Annotated in this window: 9 protein-coding genes; 4 read left to right on the forward strand and 5 right to left on the reverse strand. The window is 66.4% G+C overall.

The window, feature by feature from the left end:
* Nucleotides 1–250: 250 nt before the first annotated feature.
* From tatA to AC1AYD_RS05695, 3 genes are read left to right on the forward strand one after another with little or no spacing between them, the layout of a single operon-like run.
* Nucleotides 251–541, forward strand: coding sequence for a twin-arginine translocase TatA/TatE family subunit (gene tatA / locus AC1AYD_RS05685; RefSeq protein WP_476532682.1), 291 nt, complete (start codon nt 251–253; stop codon nt 539–541).
* Entirely contained in the window at nt 538–1,632 is a 1,095-nt protein-coding gene (gene tatC / locus AC1AYD_RS05690) for a twin-arginine translocase subunit TatC (protein WP_476532683.1), read from the forward strand. The genes tatA and tatC overlap by 4 nt, the downstream gene beginning before the upstream one ends.
* A 4-nt stretch (nt 1,633–1,636) precedes the next feature.
* The gene (locus AC1AYD_RS05695) at nt 1,637–1,897 is read left to right on the forward strand and encodes a twin-arginine translocase TatA/TatE family subunit (protein ID WP_476502639.1); all 261 of its coding nucleotides are present in this window, start codon (nt 1,637–1,639) and stop codon (nt 1,895–1,897) included.
* 64 nt (nt 1,898–1,961) lie between these two features.
* Here the strand turns inward: AC1AYD_RS05695 and AC1AYD_RS05700 are convergent, their stop codons facing one another.
* The 5 genes from AC1AYD_RS05700 to AC1AYD_RS05720 form a co-directional block, all read right to left on the reverse strand.
* Nucleotides 1,962–3,083, reverse strand: coding sequence for a LacI family DNA-binding transcriptional regulator (locus tag AC1AYD_RS05700; RefSeq protein ID WP_476532739.1), 1,122 nt, complete (start codon nt 3,081–3,083; stop codon nt 1,962–1,964).
* Between the two features lie 152 nt (nt 3,084–3,235).
* Nucleotides 3,236–4,321 carry a LacI family DNA-binding transcriptional regulator gene (locus tag AC1AYD_RS05705; RefSeq protein WP_476532684.1) on the reverse strand — a complete coding sequence of 362 codons (1,086 nt, stop codon included), beginning with the start codon at nt 4,319–4,321 and terminating at the stop codon, nt 3,236–3,238.
* 82 nt (nt 4,322–4,403) lie between these two features.
* Nucleotides 4,404–5,438 (reverse strand): LacI family DNA-binding transcriptional regulator, encoded by a 1,035-nt coding sequence (locus tag AC1AYD_RS05710; RefSeq protein WP_476502642.1) that lies wholly within the window; start codon nt 5,436–5,438, stop codon nt 4,404–4,406.
* Between the two features lie 237 nt (nt 5,439–5,675).
* Nucleotides 5,676–7,097 carry an MFS transporter gene (locus AC1AYD_RS05715; protein WP_476532685.1) on the reverse strand — a complete coding sequence of 474 codons (1,422 nt, stop codon included), beginning with the start codon at nt 7,095–7,097 and terminating at the stop codon, nt 5,676–5,678.
* Between the two features lie 132 nt (nt 7,098–7,229).
* Entirely contained in the window at nt 7,230–9,227 is a 1,998-nt protein-coding gene (locus AC1AYD_RS05720; RefSeq protein WP_476532686.1) for a glycoside hydrolase family 127 protein, read from the reverse strand.
* Nucleotides 9,228–9,627: 400 nt separating this feature from the next.
* Between AC1AYD_RS05720 and hypBA2 the strand changes: the two genes are divergently transcribed.
* Nucleotides 9,628–15,183, forward strand: coding sequence for a beta-L-arabinobiosidase HypBA2 (gene hypBA2 / locus AC1AYD_RS05725; protein WP_476532687.1), 5,556 nt, complete (start codon nt 9,628–9,630; stop codon nt 15,181–15,183).
* Nucleotides 15,184–15,330 lie beyond the last annotated feature (147 nt).

Raw genomic sequence — 15,330 nt, forward strand, 5'->3', positions numbered from 1 at the left:
GTTCACAATAAGCACGTTTCCCGCGGACCTCCAAGCACAGGAAATCCCCGCGCACACCCCGGTTGCACATGCGAAAACCTTTTTCCCAACGAGTTGCGCAACTTGTTGCGCATGTTTTCCGCTTCGTTGCACGTTGCGCAACGACACCCGATTTGGCCGTGTCCTCCGCGACGGGCTATACTCGCGAATTGGTGCGTCAATAAGAAGAACCTTCCCTGTCACAACGCAGTAGTTGGAAGGACAGTTCATCATGGCCAATCTTCGTCCCACCGAGCTCATCATCATCCTGCTCATCGTCGTGCTGCTGTTCGGCGCGAAGAAGCTGCCGGAGCTCGCCAAGTCCGTCGGACAGTCGCTGAAGATCTTCCGTTCCGAGACCAAGACCGACGACGCCGATACCGTGAACGCCACCGCGCAACCCGCCCCCGTCCCGGCCGTCACCGCCGCGCCCGCGCCCGCGCCCGTCGCCGCACCCGCGGCCACGGTGAACGCCACCGCCGCGCCGGCTCCCGCCCCCGTGACCGGAGCCGCGACGCGATGAGCACGGCTTCCGGAAGCTTCACGCCTCCGGCACCGACGTTGCATCCCGGCGAACGCGACACGCATCTCGATCTCGACAGTCTTCTCGTCGAACCGGAGACCGACGTCGCCGCCGCAGGCAGCGCCGCGGCGCCGGCGACGTCACCACATAACGCACGCAACGCGGGCAAACCGCGCAAATCCCGCAGACCCCGCAACCCGCAGGCGGTCATGCCGCTGGCCGACCATCTCATCGAGTTCCGCACGCGCTTCATCCGCGCCGCGGCGGGCATCGCCGTCATGACCGTGGCGGGATGGATGGTCAGCGACCAGGTGTTCCGCATCCTGCAGCAGCCGTTCCTCACGGCGGCCGCCCAGCAGCAGGGGCTGATGAGCATCACGTTCAACGGCGTGGTCTCCGCGTTCAACGTGAAGCTGGAGATCGCGTTCTTCCTCGGGATGGTCGCCTCCTGCCCATGGTGGTCGTACCAGCTGTGGGCGTTCATCAATCCGGGGCTCAAGCGCAGGGAGCGCTGGACGGCCGTCGCGTTCATCGGCGCGTCCGTGCCGCTGTTCCTCACGGGCGCGGGCCTCGCCTGGTATTTCCTGCCGCAGGCGGTCGCGATCCTCACCGGATTCGCGCCTGCGGACACGGCGACGCTGCTCAGCGCCGACGTGTACTTCGACTTCATCCTGCGCATGACGCTCGCCTTCGGCCTGTCGTTCCTGCTGCCGGTCGTGATGGTCGCGTTGACGATGATGGGGGCCGTCGAGACACGCACGTGGCTCAGGCAGTGGCGTGTGGCCGTGCTGATTGCGTTCGTCTTCGCCGCCGTGGCGACGCCGACCGGCGACCCGGGCACGCTGTGCGCGCTCGCCCTGCCGATCTGCGCGATCTACTTCGCGGCGATCGGCGTGTGCTGGCTGTACGAGCGTATCCAGTTGTGGAGGATCATGCGCGAGGCCGGCGAGGAGCCGCGACTGTTCGCGGCGTGGCGCAAGGTGCGCGAGACGGTCGCGCGGATCGCGCCCGGCCGCGCGCGCAAGGCACGGGCCGTGGCCGCGACGTCCGACGCCGTGACGTCGCCTGCCGCGCCATCGGAAGGAGAGTGAGAGCATGCTGTTCGGCATTTCCGGCACGGAACTGGTGGTGATCCTCGTCATCGCCGTGATTCTGGTCGGTCCAGACCGTCTGCCCGGATACGCGCGCAAGGCGGGCCGTTTCATCCACGACCTGCGTGCGCGCGGTGCCGCATTGCGCAAGCAGAGCGACATCGACGTGCACGGCATCGTCGAGGATTCCGGCATCAACGACATCCGGCGGACGATCGACGGTGCGAAACAGGACGTCGACCGGCTGCTGCCGCCGATCCGCTGACGGGCGCGCGGCGGACGCGGCGGACGTGACGGACGTGACGGACGACGGGCGCGTGATGGCGGGATCAGTCGGTGGGCAGCGTGGATTCGCGTTGGATGAGGCGGGCGGCCACATGGTCGACGCCATGATGCGGCCTGCCTTCGATCGCGTCCATCAGGCGCAACGCGGCCATGCGGCCCAGCGACTCGTTGCCGTCGTCGATGGAGGTGAGCCACGGGTGCGCGTACACGACGTAGTCCTCGCGGTCGTCATGGCCGATGACCGCGACGTCCTGCGGGACGTTGCGCCCGTTGCGTTCCAGTTCCTCGACGCATCCGCGCGCGATCACGTCGCTCTGGCAGACCACCGCGTCGAACGTGGGGTCGTCGTCCAGCAGCAGACGGACGGCGGCGCGACCCCATTCGACGTCCCACGGGCCGAACCGCGCCTTGCACGCGAGTTCCAGACCGGCCTCGTGCAACGCATCCTCCGCTCCCCGCAACCGTTCGTGAGAGACGCTGTACGTGCGGTCGCCGGCGATGACGGCGATGCGCGTGCGCCCGCAGGAGAGCAGATGCCGCACCGCCATGCGCCCCGATTCGACGTTGTCCTGCACGACGGAGCAGTCGGCCGGATCGGTGGAGGGGCCGTACGCGTACACGACGGGCACCGGCACGTCCAACCGGTAGGGCACCGGATCGGTGCGCCGCGAGATGATGAGCAGTCCGGCGACGTCCTGCGCGAGCAGTTGTTCGACGCACCGGTACAGCAGCGCCTCGTTGCCACCGGCGTTGACGAGCATCGGGGTGATCGAGCGCGCCTGCAGCGCGTTCTCCGCGCCGATGAGGATCGTCGGCGTGAACGTGCCGGCTAGGTCGATGCAGATGACGCCGATGCGCATGCCGGGCTGGACGCCGGCCGCCATGCCGGTCCCGATGCCGCCTGCGACGCCCGCGCCCATCGTGCGCTTCAACGAACGCATCTGCTCGGGCTCGTAGCCGAGCCGTTCGGCGGCCTCGAACACGCGACGACGCGTCTCCTCGTTGATGCGCGGCTGACCGCGCAACGCCCGCGACGCCGTGGACAACGCGACGTTCGCTGCCCGGGCGACATCACGCAAACGCACCGGCGCACGCCCAGGTGATTCCGTGCCGACGCGGTCGCGGGATTCCTCGTCTTCCGGCGCGAAACCGCCCGTGGCGCCCATGGCACCGATCGCATGTGACATACGCACTCCCATCACACGCAGGCGACGCCGCCTGCCTTGCTTCCTCGTAACAGCACTCATTGTAGCCATGCGCGCACGGGCGTGGTGAACGTTCACGGGGTGTGATGACCAAGGAACGGCAGGCCGCTCCCCTAGCCGTTGCGCCGCTCGTAGATTCTTCCGCTGCCCTCGACCGCGGTGCGGCGGCCCACTTCGGTGGACTCGCGCACGACCATCGGGCACTCCACGCTGAACACGCCGTGATGCGGATGGCCGTTGATCGCGTCGAGCAGATACCTCGCCGCCATCTTGCCGATCATCGCGATGTTGTTGTCGAACGTGGTGAGCGTCGGATGCACGTTCGCGCTGAACACGAACCAGTTGTCGTGCCCGATCACCGCGACGTCGCGCGGCACGTCCTTGCCCTCGGCCAGAAGTCCCCTCACCGCGCCGCGCGCGATCTCGTCGCTCAGACAGTAGATCGCGTCGAGATGCGGGTGGCGTTCGAGAAGCATCTTCGCCGCGCGTTCGCCCCAATCCTCGCCCCACGTGTCGAACAGCATGTCAATCGGCTGGAAGTCATAGAGGGTGAACGTGCGTTGCGCGCCGACGATGCGGTCGTGCGCGGCCTGGAAATCCTCGGAACCGGCGATGATCGCGATGTAGCGGCGGCCGAGGCTCAGCAGGTATTCGATGGCCTGCGCGCCGGCGCCCACGTTGTCGCATACGATGCTGCAATCGTCCGGATCGCGCGACGGATCGTAGGTGTAGACGACCGGCAGGCCCATCGTCGTGCGCTCGTCCAACGGCGGACGGGGGTTCGACGTGTCGCCCACGACGATCAGCCCGTCCACGCCGTAGGCGGCGAGACGGTCGATGTGGCTGCGTTCCAGCGCAGGCCGGCCGTGCGAGCTCATCAGCAGCGCCGCATGGTTGGAGGCGCCGAGCGTGGTCTCCGCGCCGGTGAGCAGCGGCAGCGAGAAGCGCCCGTTGTAGTCGGAGGTGATGAGCCCGACGAGTCCCGAACGTTTGCGCCGGCGCGTGGATTTGACGCGTTCGGCGGGACTCATGTAGCCGAGCCGTTGCGCGGCCGCCGCGACGGCGCGCTGGGTCTGCGGGGAGATGCGGTCGGCGTGCCGCAGCGCCTTCGACGCGGCCGACACCGACACGTTCGCCTCCCTCGCCACATCGGCGAGCGTCACCTTGCGCCCCGCCGTTCCGGATGTCCCTGTCGCCATGGGCACCATGGTAACCCCTTACGACCGTGAGCGCTAACCCCCTTCGCTCCCGTTACGACGGGACGGTTCAGGCCGGAACGGCTCAGGCGTCGTCCGCGTCGTCAAGCAGACGCGTCGACTCGCGCGGCACGAGACGGCAGGACACGTAGTCGGTGCCGTGACGTCGCGTGCCGTTGAGCGCGTCGAGCAGGTAGCGCGCGGCGAGACGACCGACCGCCTCGCCGTTGTTGTCGATGCTGGTGATCGTCGGATGGGTGGCGTTGACGAACACCTCGCGGTTGTCGTGGCCGATGACCGCGACGTCGTCCGGCACCGTGACGCCACGGCGCTGCAGCTCCTCGAGCGCGCCGCGGGCGAGCGGATCATTCTGGCAGATGAGCGCGTCGAACTCCGCATGCTCGTCGTCGAGCAGACGACGCACGGACTCGCGGCCCCAATCCTCGGTCCACGCGCCGAACCGCACCTGTCCGGCCGGCTCCATGCCGAATTCGGAAAGCGCCTCCAATGTGCCCTTGAGACGGTCGCCGGCGGCGATGAACCGGTCGTCACCCGCGATCACGGCGATATGGTGGCGGCCGCAGTCGATGAGATGGTTGACGGCGAGACGGCCCGCCTCGAGATTGTCGCAGGTGACCGAGCAGTCCATCACGTTGGTGGACGGCCCATAGGCGTAGACGATCGGGATGCCCCAGCCGTCGCCGAGCGAGGGATGCGGGTTCGTCTCGTCGTGGATGACGATGAGGCCGTCCACGTTCATCGAGATGAGCTGTTCGATGTGCCCCGGCTCCAGAGAGGCGTCGGACTGCGCGTTGGCGAGCAGCACGCTGATGCCGCGCGAGCTCATCTCCTGTTCGATGCCGACGAGCACCGGGCTCGTGCAGTGCGCGGTGAGCTCGTAGGTGAGCACGCCGATGCTGCTCGTGCGGCCTCCGGCGAGGGACTGGGCCTGCTTGTTCGGCGAATAGTCGAGACGTCGCGCCGCCTCGAACACGCGGGCGCGCGTGGCCTCGCTGATGCGCGGCTTGTTGTGCAACGCCTTCGAGGCGGTGGAGATCGATACGCCGGCGGCGGCCGCGACGTCCTCCAGACGGGCCACCGCGTATGCGCCCTTGCCCATGTTGACGTCCTTTCTGCGTGCGTCCGCGACGGCGGACGGTGAAGCGATGGTGACGGACCGATGGATGACCATCAATCGTATCCGAAAGAGCTGTGCCCCGGCGGGCGACTCGCATGGGATGCATGGGGTTCGCCCGCCGGGGCACAGTGTGGAAGGAAGGAGATAAGGAGTTGGGATCAGGCTTGCCGTTGGCCCCGGAAGCCGGGAAGGGGGGCTTGGCGGCCGGCCGGGACCGGATCAGGCGTTGGCCTGCTCGGCCTTCAGCTGGGCCTCGTGACGCTCGGCCAGCTCGGCCTTGATCTGCGGCTCCATCTTCTCGAACTTGCGGTAGAAGCACATGATCACGGCGACGATCACGTAGACGATCACCGGCAGCCAGATGAAGCAGAAGGTGATGGCGTCCTGGGCGGCCTGGGACTGGACGTCCTTGGTCGCGTCGTAGCCGGCGGCGCCCATGATCTCGAGCGGGAGGAAGGCGCCGAAGCCGGAGCCGACCTGGATGCAGAAGGCGGAGCCGACGGCGGTCAGGAAGCCGGCCGCGTGGATGCCGGTCTTCCACTCACCGTAGTCGACGGTGTCGGCGAGCATGCCGAACGGCATGCCGATGGCGATGGCGGCGCCGAACACGCCGATGGTCCAGAAGGTGACCAGCAGCGGCACGTTGTGGCCGGCGAGCGGCATCAGGGCCTGGCCGAGACCGCCGATGACGAGGCCGATGATCATGGTCAGGGTCTTGTTCTTGGTCTTGTTGGCGATGAACGGCATCGCGATGGTGCCGAGCAGGCCGAGGACCTGGACGCCGTTGAACAGGGAGACGAGGTCGCGGTTGTTGAGCACGTACTGGGCGTAGTAGGTGGACACGCCGTTACGGGTGGACTGGGCGACCCAGTAGATCACGAAGGCGACGACCAGGATGATCCACGGCCAGTTGCCCTTGGCGGCCTTCAGGGAGTCGGACAGCGGAATCGGCTTGTTGAGTTCCGGGTGGTAGTTGCGCTCGTTGAGGTTCTTGAAGGAGAACAGGAGCAGGATGATGGCGACGATGCCCCAGATCGCGGTGACAATCATGAAGCCGGTCTTGTCGCCGCCGCCGAAGTGGACGCCGAACCAGCCGACCAGCGGGATGGTGAAGGACGAGGTGATGAAGGAGCCGATCTGGCCGCCGGCCATACGGAAGGAGTTGGCGTTGTTGCGCTCGACCGGGTCGGAGGTGAGGTTCGGCAGGATGGCGGTGATCGGGGTCTGGATGCCGGTGTAGACGGCGCCGGCGGCCAGGATGTAGGTGATCAGCGCGTACCAGAACTTCGGGGCGCCGTCAGGCAGGCTCGGAGCGGTGAACGCGATCCAGACGGTAATCGCGAACGGCACGCACAGCCAGAGGAACCACGGACGGGACTGGCCCCACTTGGTGTTGGTGTGGTCGACGATGGAGCCCCACACGACGGCGGAGATGGCGTCGGCGAAGCGGGCGACCAGGAGGATCGTGCCCGCGCCCAGCGCACCGGCGGCCGGGATGTGGAACACGTTGGTGTAGAAGTACATGATGTACGAGGAGATGGTCACGTACAGCAGGTTGCCTGCCATATCGGTGAAGGAGTAGGCGACCTTCTCCTTGACCGACAGCTTCACAGCGGAAGCGTCCTGAGTTGCAGCACTCATTGCTTTTTCCTTCTTCTTTGATTGGTTTGGAAAAAATCTTTCAGTTTCCTCTGCTCCCCCTTTTCAGGGGGAGCTGTCGGCCTGCGGCCGACTGAGGGGGTGCCCCCTCGTCAGAGGGGCCACGCGCACGGATCAGAAGTCCGAATCGAACCAGACCTGCATCTGGCCGACCTGGCGGTTCGCCCACGCGTAGTACGGGATGAGCTTCAGGTCGTAGGACTTCTCCCCGACCGGGTGCTCCTCGACGTCCGCGTAGAGCGGGAACTCCACGTCGTCGTGCGTGCGCTTGGTCGCGGGGATCGTGATGACCTCCACGCCGTCCAGCTCGCCGAAGTGGTATTCGGCCTTCGCCTTGGAGGCGTCGTGGCTGCCGATGTGGTAGTTCCACAACGGGGCCGAGTTGTCGGCCTCCTCCGCGCAGAAGACGATCGGGCCGCGCATGACGGCGATCTTGCCGACGTCGTGGCGCACGACGGTCTTGGAGCGCATGAACTTCACGGCCATGTCGAGGTCGAGCGTGATCTTCGTGGTGCCGGAGGTCACCTCGATGGTCACGAAGCCGTCCTCGACGGGCAGGCGACGGGCGTCCTCGCCGTTGACGGTCAGCTCGTGCTTGTACGCGGACCAGGACGGGATACGCACCAGGAACTTGACCGGGTCGGCGCCTTCCGGCACGTCCACGGTGAACTCGATGTGGCCCTCCCACGGGAAGTTGGACTTCTGGGAGACCTTCACGCCGTCGAAGAACTCGGCGTCGTTCGCGATGAACTGGTGGGCGATGATCTCGCGCTTGTCCTCGTGCACCGTGTACAGGTAGCGGTCCACGGAGGCGATGAGGCGGGCGATGTTGGCCGGGCAGCAGGCGCAGCCGAACCATTCGGCGCGGTGCATGAGCACGTGGTAGCGGTCCGGGTTGTGGTCGGTGGCGGTCGGGTCGGCCTCGAGCGCGTTCACGTAGTAGAAGTGCTTGCCGTCGAGCGCGATGCCGGCGATGGAGCCGTTGAACAGCTCCTTCTCGAGCACGTCGGCGTATTCGCCCTTGGTCTCGATCTCGAGCATCTGCTTGGCGAGGAAGCTCATGGCCACGGAGGCGCAGGTCTCGCCGTACATGGTGTCGTTCGGCAGGTCGTAGTCGTAGGTGTAGGCCTCGCCGACGTGGGTGGAGCCGACGCCGCCGGTGATGTACATGCGGCGGGTGACGATGTTCTTCCACAGGCGCTTGGCGGTCTCCTCCAGCTCCTTGTCGCCGATCAGGCGCGCCACATGGGCGACGCCGGTGAGCATGTAGCCGACGCGCACGGCGTGGCCCTCGGCGGTCTTCTGCTGGCGGATCGGGCGGGCGGTCTGCGTGTACTCGTGCGTCCAGCCGCGCATCTGCGGGAAGATGTCGGTGGAGCCGTCGCCGATCTTCTCGTTCTGCTTGTCGTAGAAGCTCGGGTCCTTGCCGCGCACGTCGATGAAGAACTGCGCGAGCTTGAGGTACTTCTCCTCCTTGGTGACCTCGTAGAGGCGGGCGAGCGCGAGCTCGATCTCCGGGTGGCCGTCGGCGCCGGGGATCTTGCCGTCCTCTTCGCCGAAGTTGGCATCGAGGCAGGCGGCCATCTTCTCGGCGACTTCCAGCGCCTGCTGGTTGCCGGTGACCTCGTAGTACGCGACGGCGGCCTCGATGTAGTGGCCCATCACGTACATCTCGTGGGACTGCTGGATCTGGGTGAAGCGCTCGCGGTTCGCGAAGGCACCGGACTTGATGATGTACGGGGTGTCGAGGTAGCCGTCCTCGCGCTGGGCGCGGGCGATGAGGTCGACGAGCTTGTCGCACAGCTCCTTGAGCTGCTCGTCCGGCTCGTAGGCGAGGGAGTAGGCGGCCTCCTCAAGCCACTTGTAGACGTCGGAGTCCTGGAAGACGAATCCCTTGAACTCGCCTTCCTCCTCGCCGGCGGCGATGCGCAGGTTGCGCACGGCGCGGCTGTAGTGGTAGTCGATGTCCTGCTGGGCGCCCGACGGGTCGCGCGGGATGTCGATCTTCTGCTCGTCGTTGATGACCGCCCACTGGTAGGGGATCACCTCCTTGGCGACGTTCTCGCGGTATCGCTTCCAGAATGGCGACGTCACCGTGACTTTCTGGCTCATGTCTCGTCCTTTCCGCATGGTGCGGATGCGGTGTTCCCGCATCCGTCGAAGTGTTTCCTTGCCGCACTGCTTGGCCGGGGGAACATGGCCGCTGCGCAATCGATTTCGTGTTCCTCCGAACGGCTTCGTTGAGCGAGTGTACGAGCATCGGAAAAACGATTTTCCCGGTTCGCGCCATTGCGAAATTTTTCGCGCGAAAAATTTCGCAACCACATGTTTCGCACCCGTTTTCGCACTCCGCGTCCATAGCATGGAACACAAGTCACACGGGCGCGTGCCGGTCCAGGTCAGTGCAGGACGGCCCGGCACAACGCCAGCCCGATGCGACACCCAACACACCAGCGTGGTCCGGCGCGGATCAGTGCAACGGCGGACTGTGCACACAGAGAGGAAACAACACATGGACTCATCGCGTAAGTCCACTCGGAAGAAGTGGATCGCGTCGATAGGTGCCGTGGTGGCGGCGGCGACGCTGCTCAGCGGAGGGGCGGTCACCGCCTCGGCCGCCGAGATCGCCCACCCCAACGCGGACGTGCAGTACCCGAAGTTCTACGGCTCCGACGACCCGATGCAGACGAAGGCCAACACCGTCGCCTACAACCCGACGCAGAGCTACCTGGCCGAGACGTTCGCCAAGGACCAGGCGAACGGCGCCGGCACCGACACCGACCACGACTTCTGGATCGACCGCATCCTCACCCGCACCGGCAACAAGCCGAACGGCTCGGACGGCAAGAACGACGCCGGCACCTACAAGTTCGAGGGCGCCGACAACAACAGCATCCTGTTCACCCGCGGCCGCGCCGCCTACATGTACACCCACACGCCGGGCCAGCTCGGCTTCGTGGGCGACGCCGCGTACTGGGACCAGACCGGCAAGAACGGCTTCACCGTCTCCATCGACGGCCAGAACCTCACCGAGGACGCCTCCCAGCGCAAGCAGACCCCGAGCTACTTCAAGACGGTGTTCACCAACGCCGACAAGTCGCTCGTCGTCACCGAGGTCAAGTACATCACCAACAACAACGTGATGGTCGCCAACCTCACCCTGAACAGCACCAAGGGCGGCGACTTCACGCTCACCGCCTCCTCCCCGTTCGTGACCACCGGCAACGACGGCGACACCGAACTCACCGGCCGCGTCAACGTCAAGAACAACCTGACCACCATCTACCCGCGCTTCTCCGGCAACGACTTCACCGTCAAGGGCGGCAAGCTGGTCAGCACCGTCAAGCTCGCGGCCAACCAGCCGACGACCACCAAGCTCCAGCTCGGCCTGATCGCCAACGAGCTGCCGGACTCCACCACCGAGTACGAGGCCCGCTACAACGGCGACCTCAAGGACCCGGCGGCCTCCTACAAGGATTCCGTCACCACCTACAACAAGTGGTGGGTCGACAACTCCCCGTACGTCGACACCCCTGAGGACAACATCGACAAGACGGTCGTCTACCGCTGGTGGCTGAGCCGCTTCAACATGCTCGACGCGAACATGCCCGGCAACACCTTCCAGTACCCGACCTCCGTCGAGGGCGCGCTCGGCTACAACAACCAGATCGTGCTCACCTCCGGCATGTTCATGATGGACACCAAGTGGTTCCGCAACCCGGAGTACTCCTACGGCACGTGGCTCTCCGCCGGCGACACCGCCAAGAAGGGCAAGTCGGGGTACTACTACTACCACGACAACCCGGGCGATCCGGCCAACTGGAACCACTCCTACACGCAGTACATCACGCGCGCCGGCTGGGACGCCTACAAGGTGCACGGCGGCGGCGCCACCGTGGCCGAGAAGCTCGCCGACCAAGGCGCCGAGGACGTGCAGGGCCTGCTCAACTCGCAGACCGAGCCGGACAACAACGACAACCAGAACGCCAACAAGAACAGCCTGATCGACTGGTCCTGGTGGTCGATGACCGGCAACGACGCGGACGCGGTCTCCTTCTCCGAGCCCGGCCGCTCCGGCCAGCGCATGGACCGCGCCGACGGCTCCGCCAACCTGTGGGCCAACGCGAACGCGGCCGCCCAGGCCTACAAAGCCGCCGGCGACACCGCCAACGCCGAGAAGATGCAGAAGATCGCCGACGGCATCAAGTCCGACGTGCTCAACGACCTGTGGGACTCCTCCGACGATCTGATCAAGCACAAGTGGCTCAAGGACGGCGCCTTCGCCAAGTACAAGGAGATCAACAACTACTACCCGTACTCCGAGGGCCTGATGCCGACCGGCAACAGCGACTACAACAAGGCGCTGCGCCTGTTCGCCGACTCCGACGAGTTCCCGATCTTCCCGTTCTTCACCGCCAACCAGGCGGACAAGGCGGCCCTGAACTTCCCGGGCTCCAACAACTTCTCGATCATCAACGCCCAGCCGCTGCTGCAGGTCTACTCGGCCGGCATCCGCAACTATGACGCGGCCAAGAACGGCTACATCACCAACGAGCAGTTCAAGAAGCTGCTGTACTGGGTGGCCTTCTCCCACTACCAGGGCGGCAACAACGAGTACCCGGACCAGAACGAGTTCTGGAACGAGGACAACAACAACGTCGGCGACCTGAACGGCGACGGCAAGGTCAACAACCAGGACAAGAACCTCGACGCCGCGCAGAACGGCGGCAAGATCACCTACCGCTCCTGGATCCACCACACCCAGCTCGGCACCACGAACTGGACGATGGTCGAGGACGTGGCCGGCATGGTCCCGCGCGAGGACGACAAGATCGAGCTCGACCCGATCGAGATCCCCGGCTGGAACTACTTCACGGTGAACAACCTGAGCTACCACGGCAAGGACGTCTCCATCGTGTGGGACAAGGACGGCAGCCACTACGGCGGCCCCGCCGGCTACAGCCTGTACGTGGGCGGCAAGCTCGCGTTCACGTCCGACAAGCTCGCGCACCTCGTCTACGATCCGTCCACCGGCTCCGTCGAGGTCAAGGACAAGTCCGGCGCGAAGATCACCGGCGCGACCGGCTCCGACCTCAAGTCCGCCGACCAGATCACCTTCACCGCCGACCAGCGCGTGACCGACCTGTTCGCCAAGTCCGGCGCGAACGTCGACTCCGCCTCCAAGAGCCAGACCGACCTCGCCAAGGGCGCGGACGTGAAGGCCTCCTACGAGACCAACGGCTACCCGGCCACCAACGCGGTGGACGGCAAGAACGTGATGGAATCCTTCTGGGGCACCAAGGGCTCCCCGAACAAGAAGGACGACATCACCGTCACGTTCAAGCAGCAGCAGACGATCGACGACATCCGCCTGTACTTCTACCAGAGCTCTTCCAGCCAGACGATCTCCGGCTACGCCGAGCCCGCCAACTACAAGCTGGAGTACAGCGAGAACGGCACCGACTTCAAGCCGCTGACGAACCAGGTGCGCACGCCCGCCTACGCCGGCGCGAACTACAACCGCATCCAGTTCGACGCGGTGAACGCCAAGGCCATCCGCGTCACCTTCACCCCGCAGGCCGGCCAGGCCGTGGGCGTCAAGGAGCTCGAGGCCTACAACACGGGCATCAAGGCGACCGGCACCACCGCCAACCAGGCACCGCAGGTCGACGCCTACGTCTCCACCAGCACCTCCTCCGGCGCGACCATCGTCGGCTCCGTGAAGGACGACGGCCTGCCGGCGGACGGCGACATCACCACCAAGTGGGAGCAGGTCTCCGGCCCCGAGGGCGGCGTGGCGAAGTTCGTGGATGATTCCGCGGCCAGCACCACCGTCACCTTCAACAAGGAGGGCGACTACGTCCTCAAGCTCACCGCCTCCGACGGCGAGCTGACCGGCGAGAAGCAGATCACCGTCCACGGCATCCCGTCCGACGGCACCTCGAACGTCGCGCCGCAGTCCACCGCCTCGGCGAGCTACACCAACGGCTACCAGCCGAAGGACAACGCGAAGAAGGTCATCGACGGCAAGGTCGTGTACACGAACACGCCGAACGAGACCTGGAACAACTGGGGCGACAACACCGGCGCCGAGCCGTGGCTGCAGCTTCAGTGGGCCGGCAAGGTCCCGCTGAAGAAGGCCAAGATCTTCTTCTGGACCGACGGCGGCGGCGTGCCGATGCCGGCCAGCTGGAAGCTCCAGTACGCCGATGCCGACGGCAATTGGCAGGACGTGAAGCTGGCCGACGGCCAGAAGTACACGGTCAACCAGAACGAAGGCAACGAGGTGAAGTTCGCCGACACCGTCGAGACGGACAAGCTGCGCGTCGTCTTCCCGAAGGGCGCGATCGTGGGCGCCTCCGAGTTCGAGGCCTACGCCGTCGACCCGCTGAGCGTCGACACGGTCAACCGTCTGGTCCAGACCGGCACCAAGGCCGCCGATCTCAAGCTGCCCTCCACCGTGAGCGCCGCCTACTCCGACGGCACCCGTCGTGACCTCGCCGTCGCCTGGGGCAAGGTGACCGACGACCAGCTCGCCGCCGACAACGAGTTCGACGTCAAGGGCACCGTCGCCGGCGCGCTGAGCGGCACCACCGCCCACGTCGCCGCCCGTTCCGACACCGCCAACCAGACGGTGGGCGCCGCCCAGCCGGTCGAGCAGACCGTCTACCAGGGCGCCAAGTCCGTCGACCTGCCGACCACCGTGCCGGTCCGCTTCCCGAACGGCATGCTGAACGACGAGAAGGTCGAGTGGAACGCCGCCGACGTGAAGGCGATCGATCTGACGAAGATCGGCGACTACACGGTCTCCGGCACCGCCGACAAGTCCTCCGCCGACGCGAAGCTCACCGTCCACGTGGTCGCCGACCCGAACGGTTCCTCCACCCCGGAGCCGGAGCCCGAACCGGCCGACGGCTGGATCGAGAAGACCGCCTCGAAGACCTCCGTCTCCGCCGAGGCCAGCTGGTCCAAGGCCGAAGGCAAGCTCAACGACGGCGTCGTGGTGGACAAGACCTGGCCCACCACCGACGACCAGGACGTGAACGCCAAGGTCTGGGGCACCTGGGGCCAGGCGAAGGACGGCATGTACGCCGAGTACGACTTCGGCAAGTCCGTCACCGTCGACTCCAGCCGCGTCCAGTACTGGGCCAACTTCGCGAAGACCGACGACGCGAAGGGCGGCCTCGAGGTTCCGGACGCCTGGAAGATCCAGTACCTCGCCGAGGACGGCTCCTGGAAGGACGTCGCCCCGACGAAGGACGGCGACTACACGACCGTGCGCAACTCGCCGGCCGCCCTGGCCACCGAGAACGACGGCTGGAGCACCGTGACCTTCGCCCCGGTGAAGACCACCGCCCTGCGCCTCGTGCTCACCCCGCACACCGGCACCGGCACCTTCGGCACCGCCGTCGCCGAGTGGGGCGTGCACGCCGCCAAGGACGAGCCCGTCCAGCCGCAGGTGGACAAGTCCGAGCTGGAGGCCGCCCTCAAGGCCGCCGCCTCGCTCGACGAGTCCAAGTACACGGCCGAGGCGTGGGACGACTTCCAGAAGGTCGTCGCCGCCGCCCAGAAGGTGTACGACGACGCGAACGCCACGCAGGACGAGGTCGACGCCGCGAAGGCCCAGCTCGAGGACGCCCAGAAGGTCCTCGCCTCCCACCCGGCGACCAAGCCCGACCAGCCCGGCAAGCCCGGCGAGACGACGGTGAACCGCAAGAACCTCGAGGCGTCCATCGCCCAGGCCGAGAAGGCCGACAAGGCGAAGTACACCGACGAGGCGTGGAACGCCCTGCAGCAGCAGCTCGCCAGCGCCAAGAAGGTCCTCGCGAACGACAAGGCCACCCAGGCCGAGATCGACGCCGCGCAGGACGCCCTGGACAAGGCCTACTGGAACACCAAGGCCGAGGAGAAGCCCGGCTCCTCCCAGCCCGGTGTGACCGATAAGGCCAACGGCGGCGTCACCGCCGCCACCGGCGCGGCCGTGTCGGCCATTGCCGTCGCCGCCGTGATGATGCTGGCCGCCGCCGGCATCGTCATCGCCCTCAAGCGCCGCGACACCGGCCGCTGACCTCCGTCGCGTCACCCGCGTGACGCCGGCAGGCGGCAACGCACGTGACGCGACGGACAGACCCCGCTGGGACGTGAGGCACCGGGAAACCGGTGACTCCGCCCCGGCGGGGTCGTCCCCTATCCGCGACAATCCGCGATAATCCAC

It is taken from the genome of Bifidobacterium sp. LH_426, from assembly GCF_056356875.1.

Excerpts from the sequence above, each read along its gene's own strand:
- AC1AYD_RS05710 (WP_476502642.1), bottom strand. The coding sequence starts at position 5,438 with ATGGGCAAGGGCGCATACGCGGTGGCCCGTCTGGAGGACGTCGCGGCC.
- tatC (WP_476532683.1), top strand. The coding sequence starts at position 538 with ATGAGCACGGCTTCCGGAAGCTTCACGCCTCCGGCACCGACGTTGCAT.
- AC1AYD_RS05705 (WP_476532684.1), bottom strand. The coding sequence starts at position 4,321 with ATGGCGACAGGGACATCCGGAACGGCGGGGCGCAAGGTGACGCTCGCC.
- AC1AYD_RS05700 (WP_476532739.1), bottom strand. The coding sequence starts at position 3,083 with ATGGGCGCCACGGGCGGTTTCGCGCCGGAAGACGAGGAATCCCGCGAC.
- AC1AYD_RS05715 (WP_476532685.1), bottom strand. The coding sequence starts at position 7,097 with ATGAGTGCTGCAACTCAGGACGCTTCCGCTGTGAAGCTGTCGGTCAAG.
- hypBA2 (WP_476532687.1), top strand. The coding sequence starts at position 9,628 with ATGGACTCATCGCGTAAGTCCACTCGGAAGAAGTGGATCGCGTCGATA.
- AC1AYD_RS05720 (WP_476532686.1), bottom strand. The coding sequence starts at position 9,227 with ATGAGCCAGAAAGTCACGGTGACGTCGCCATTCTGGAAGCGATACCGC.
- tatA (WP_476532682.1), top strand. The coding sequence starts at position 251 with ATGGCCAATCTTCGTCCCACCGAGCTCATCATCATCCTGCTCATCGTC.
- AC1AYD_RS05695 (WP_476502639.1), top strand. The coding sequence starts at position 1,637 with ATGCTGTTCGGCATTTCCGGCACGGAACTGGTGGTGATCCTCGTCATC.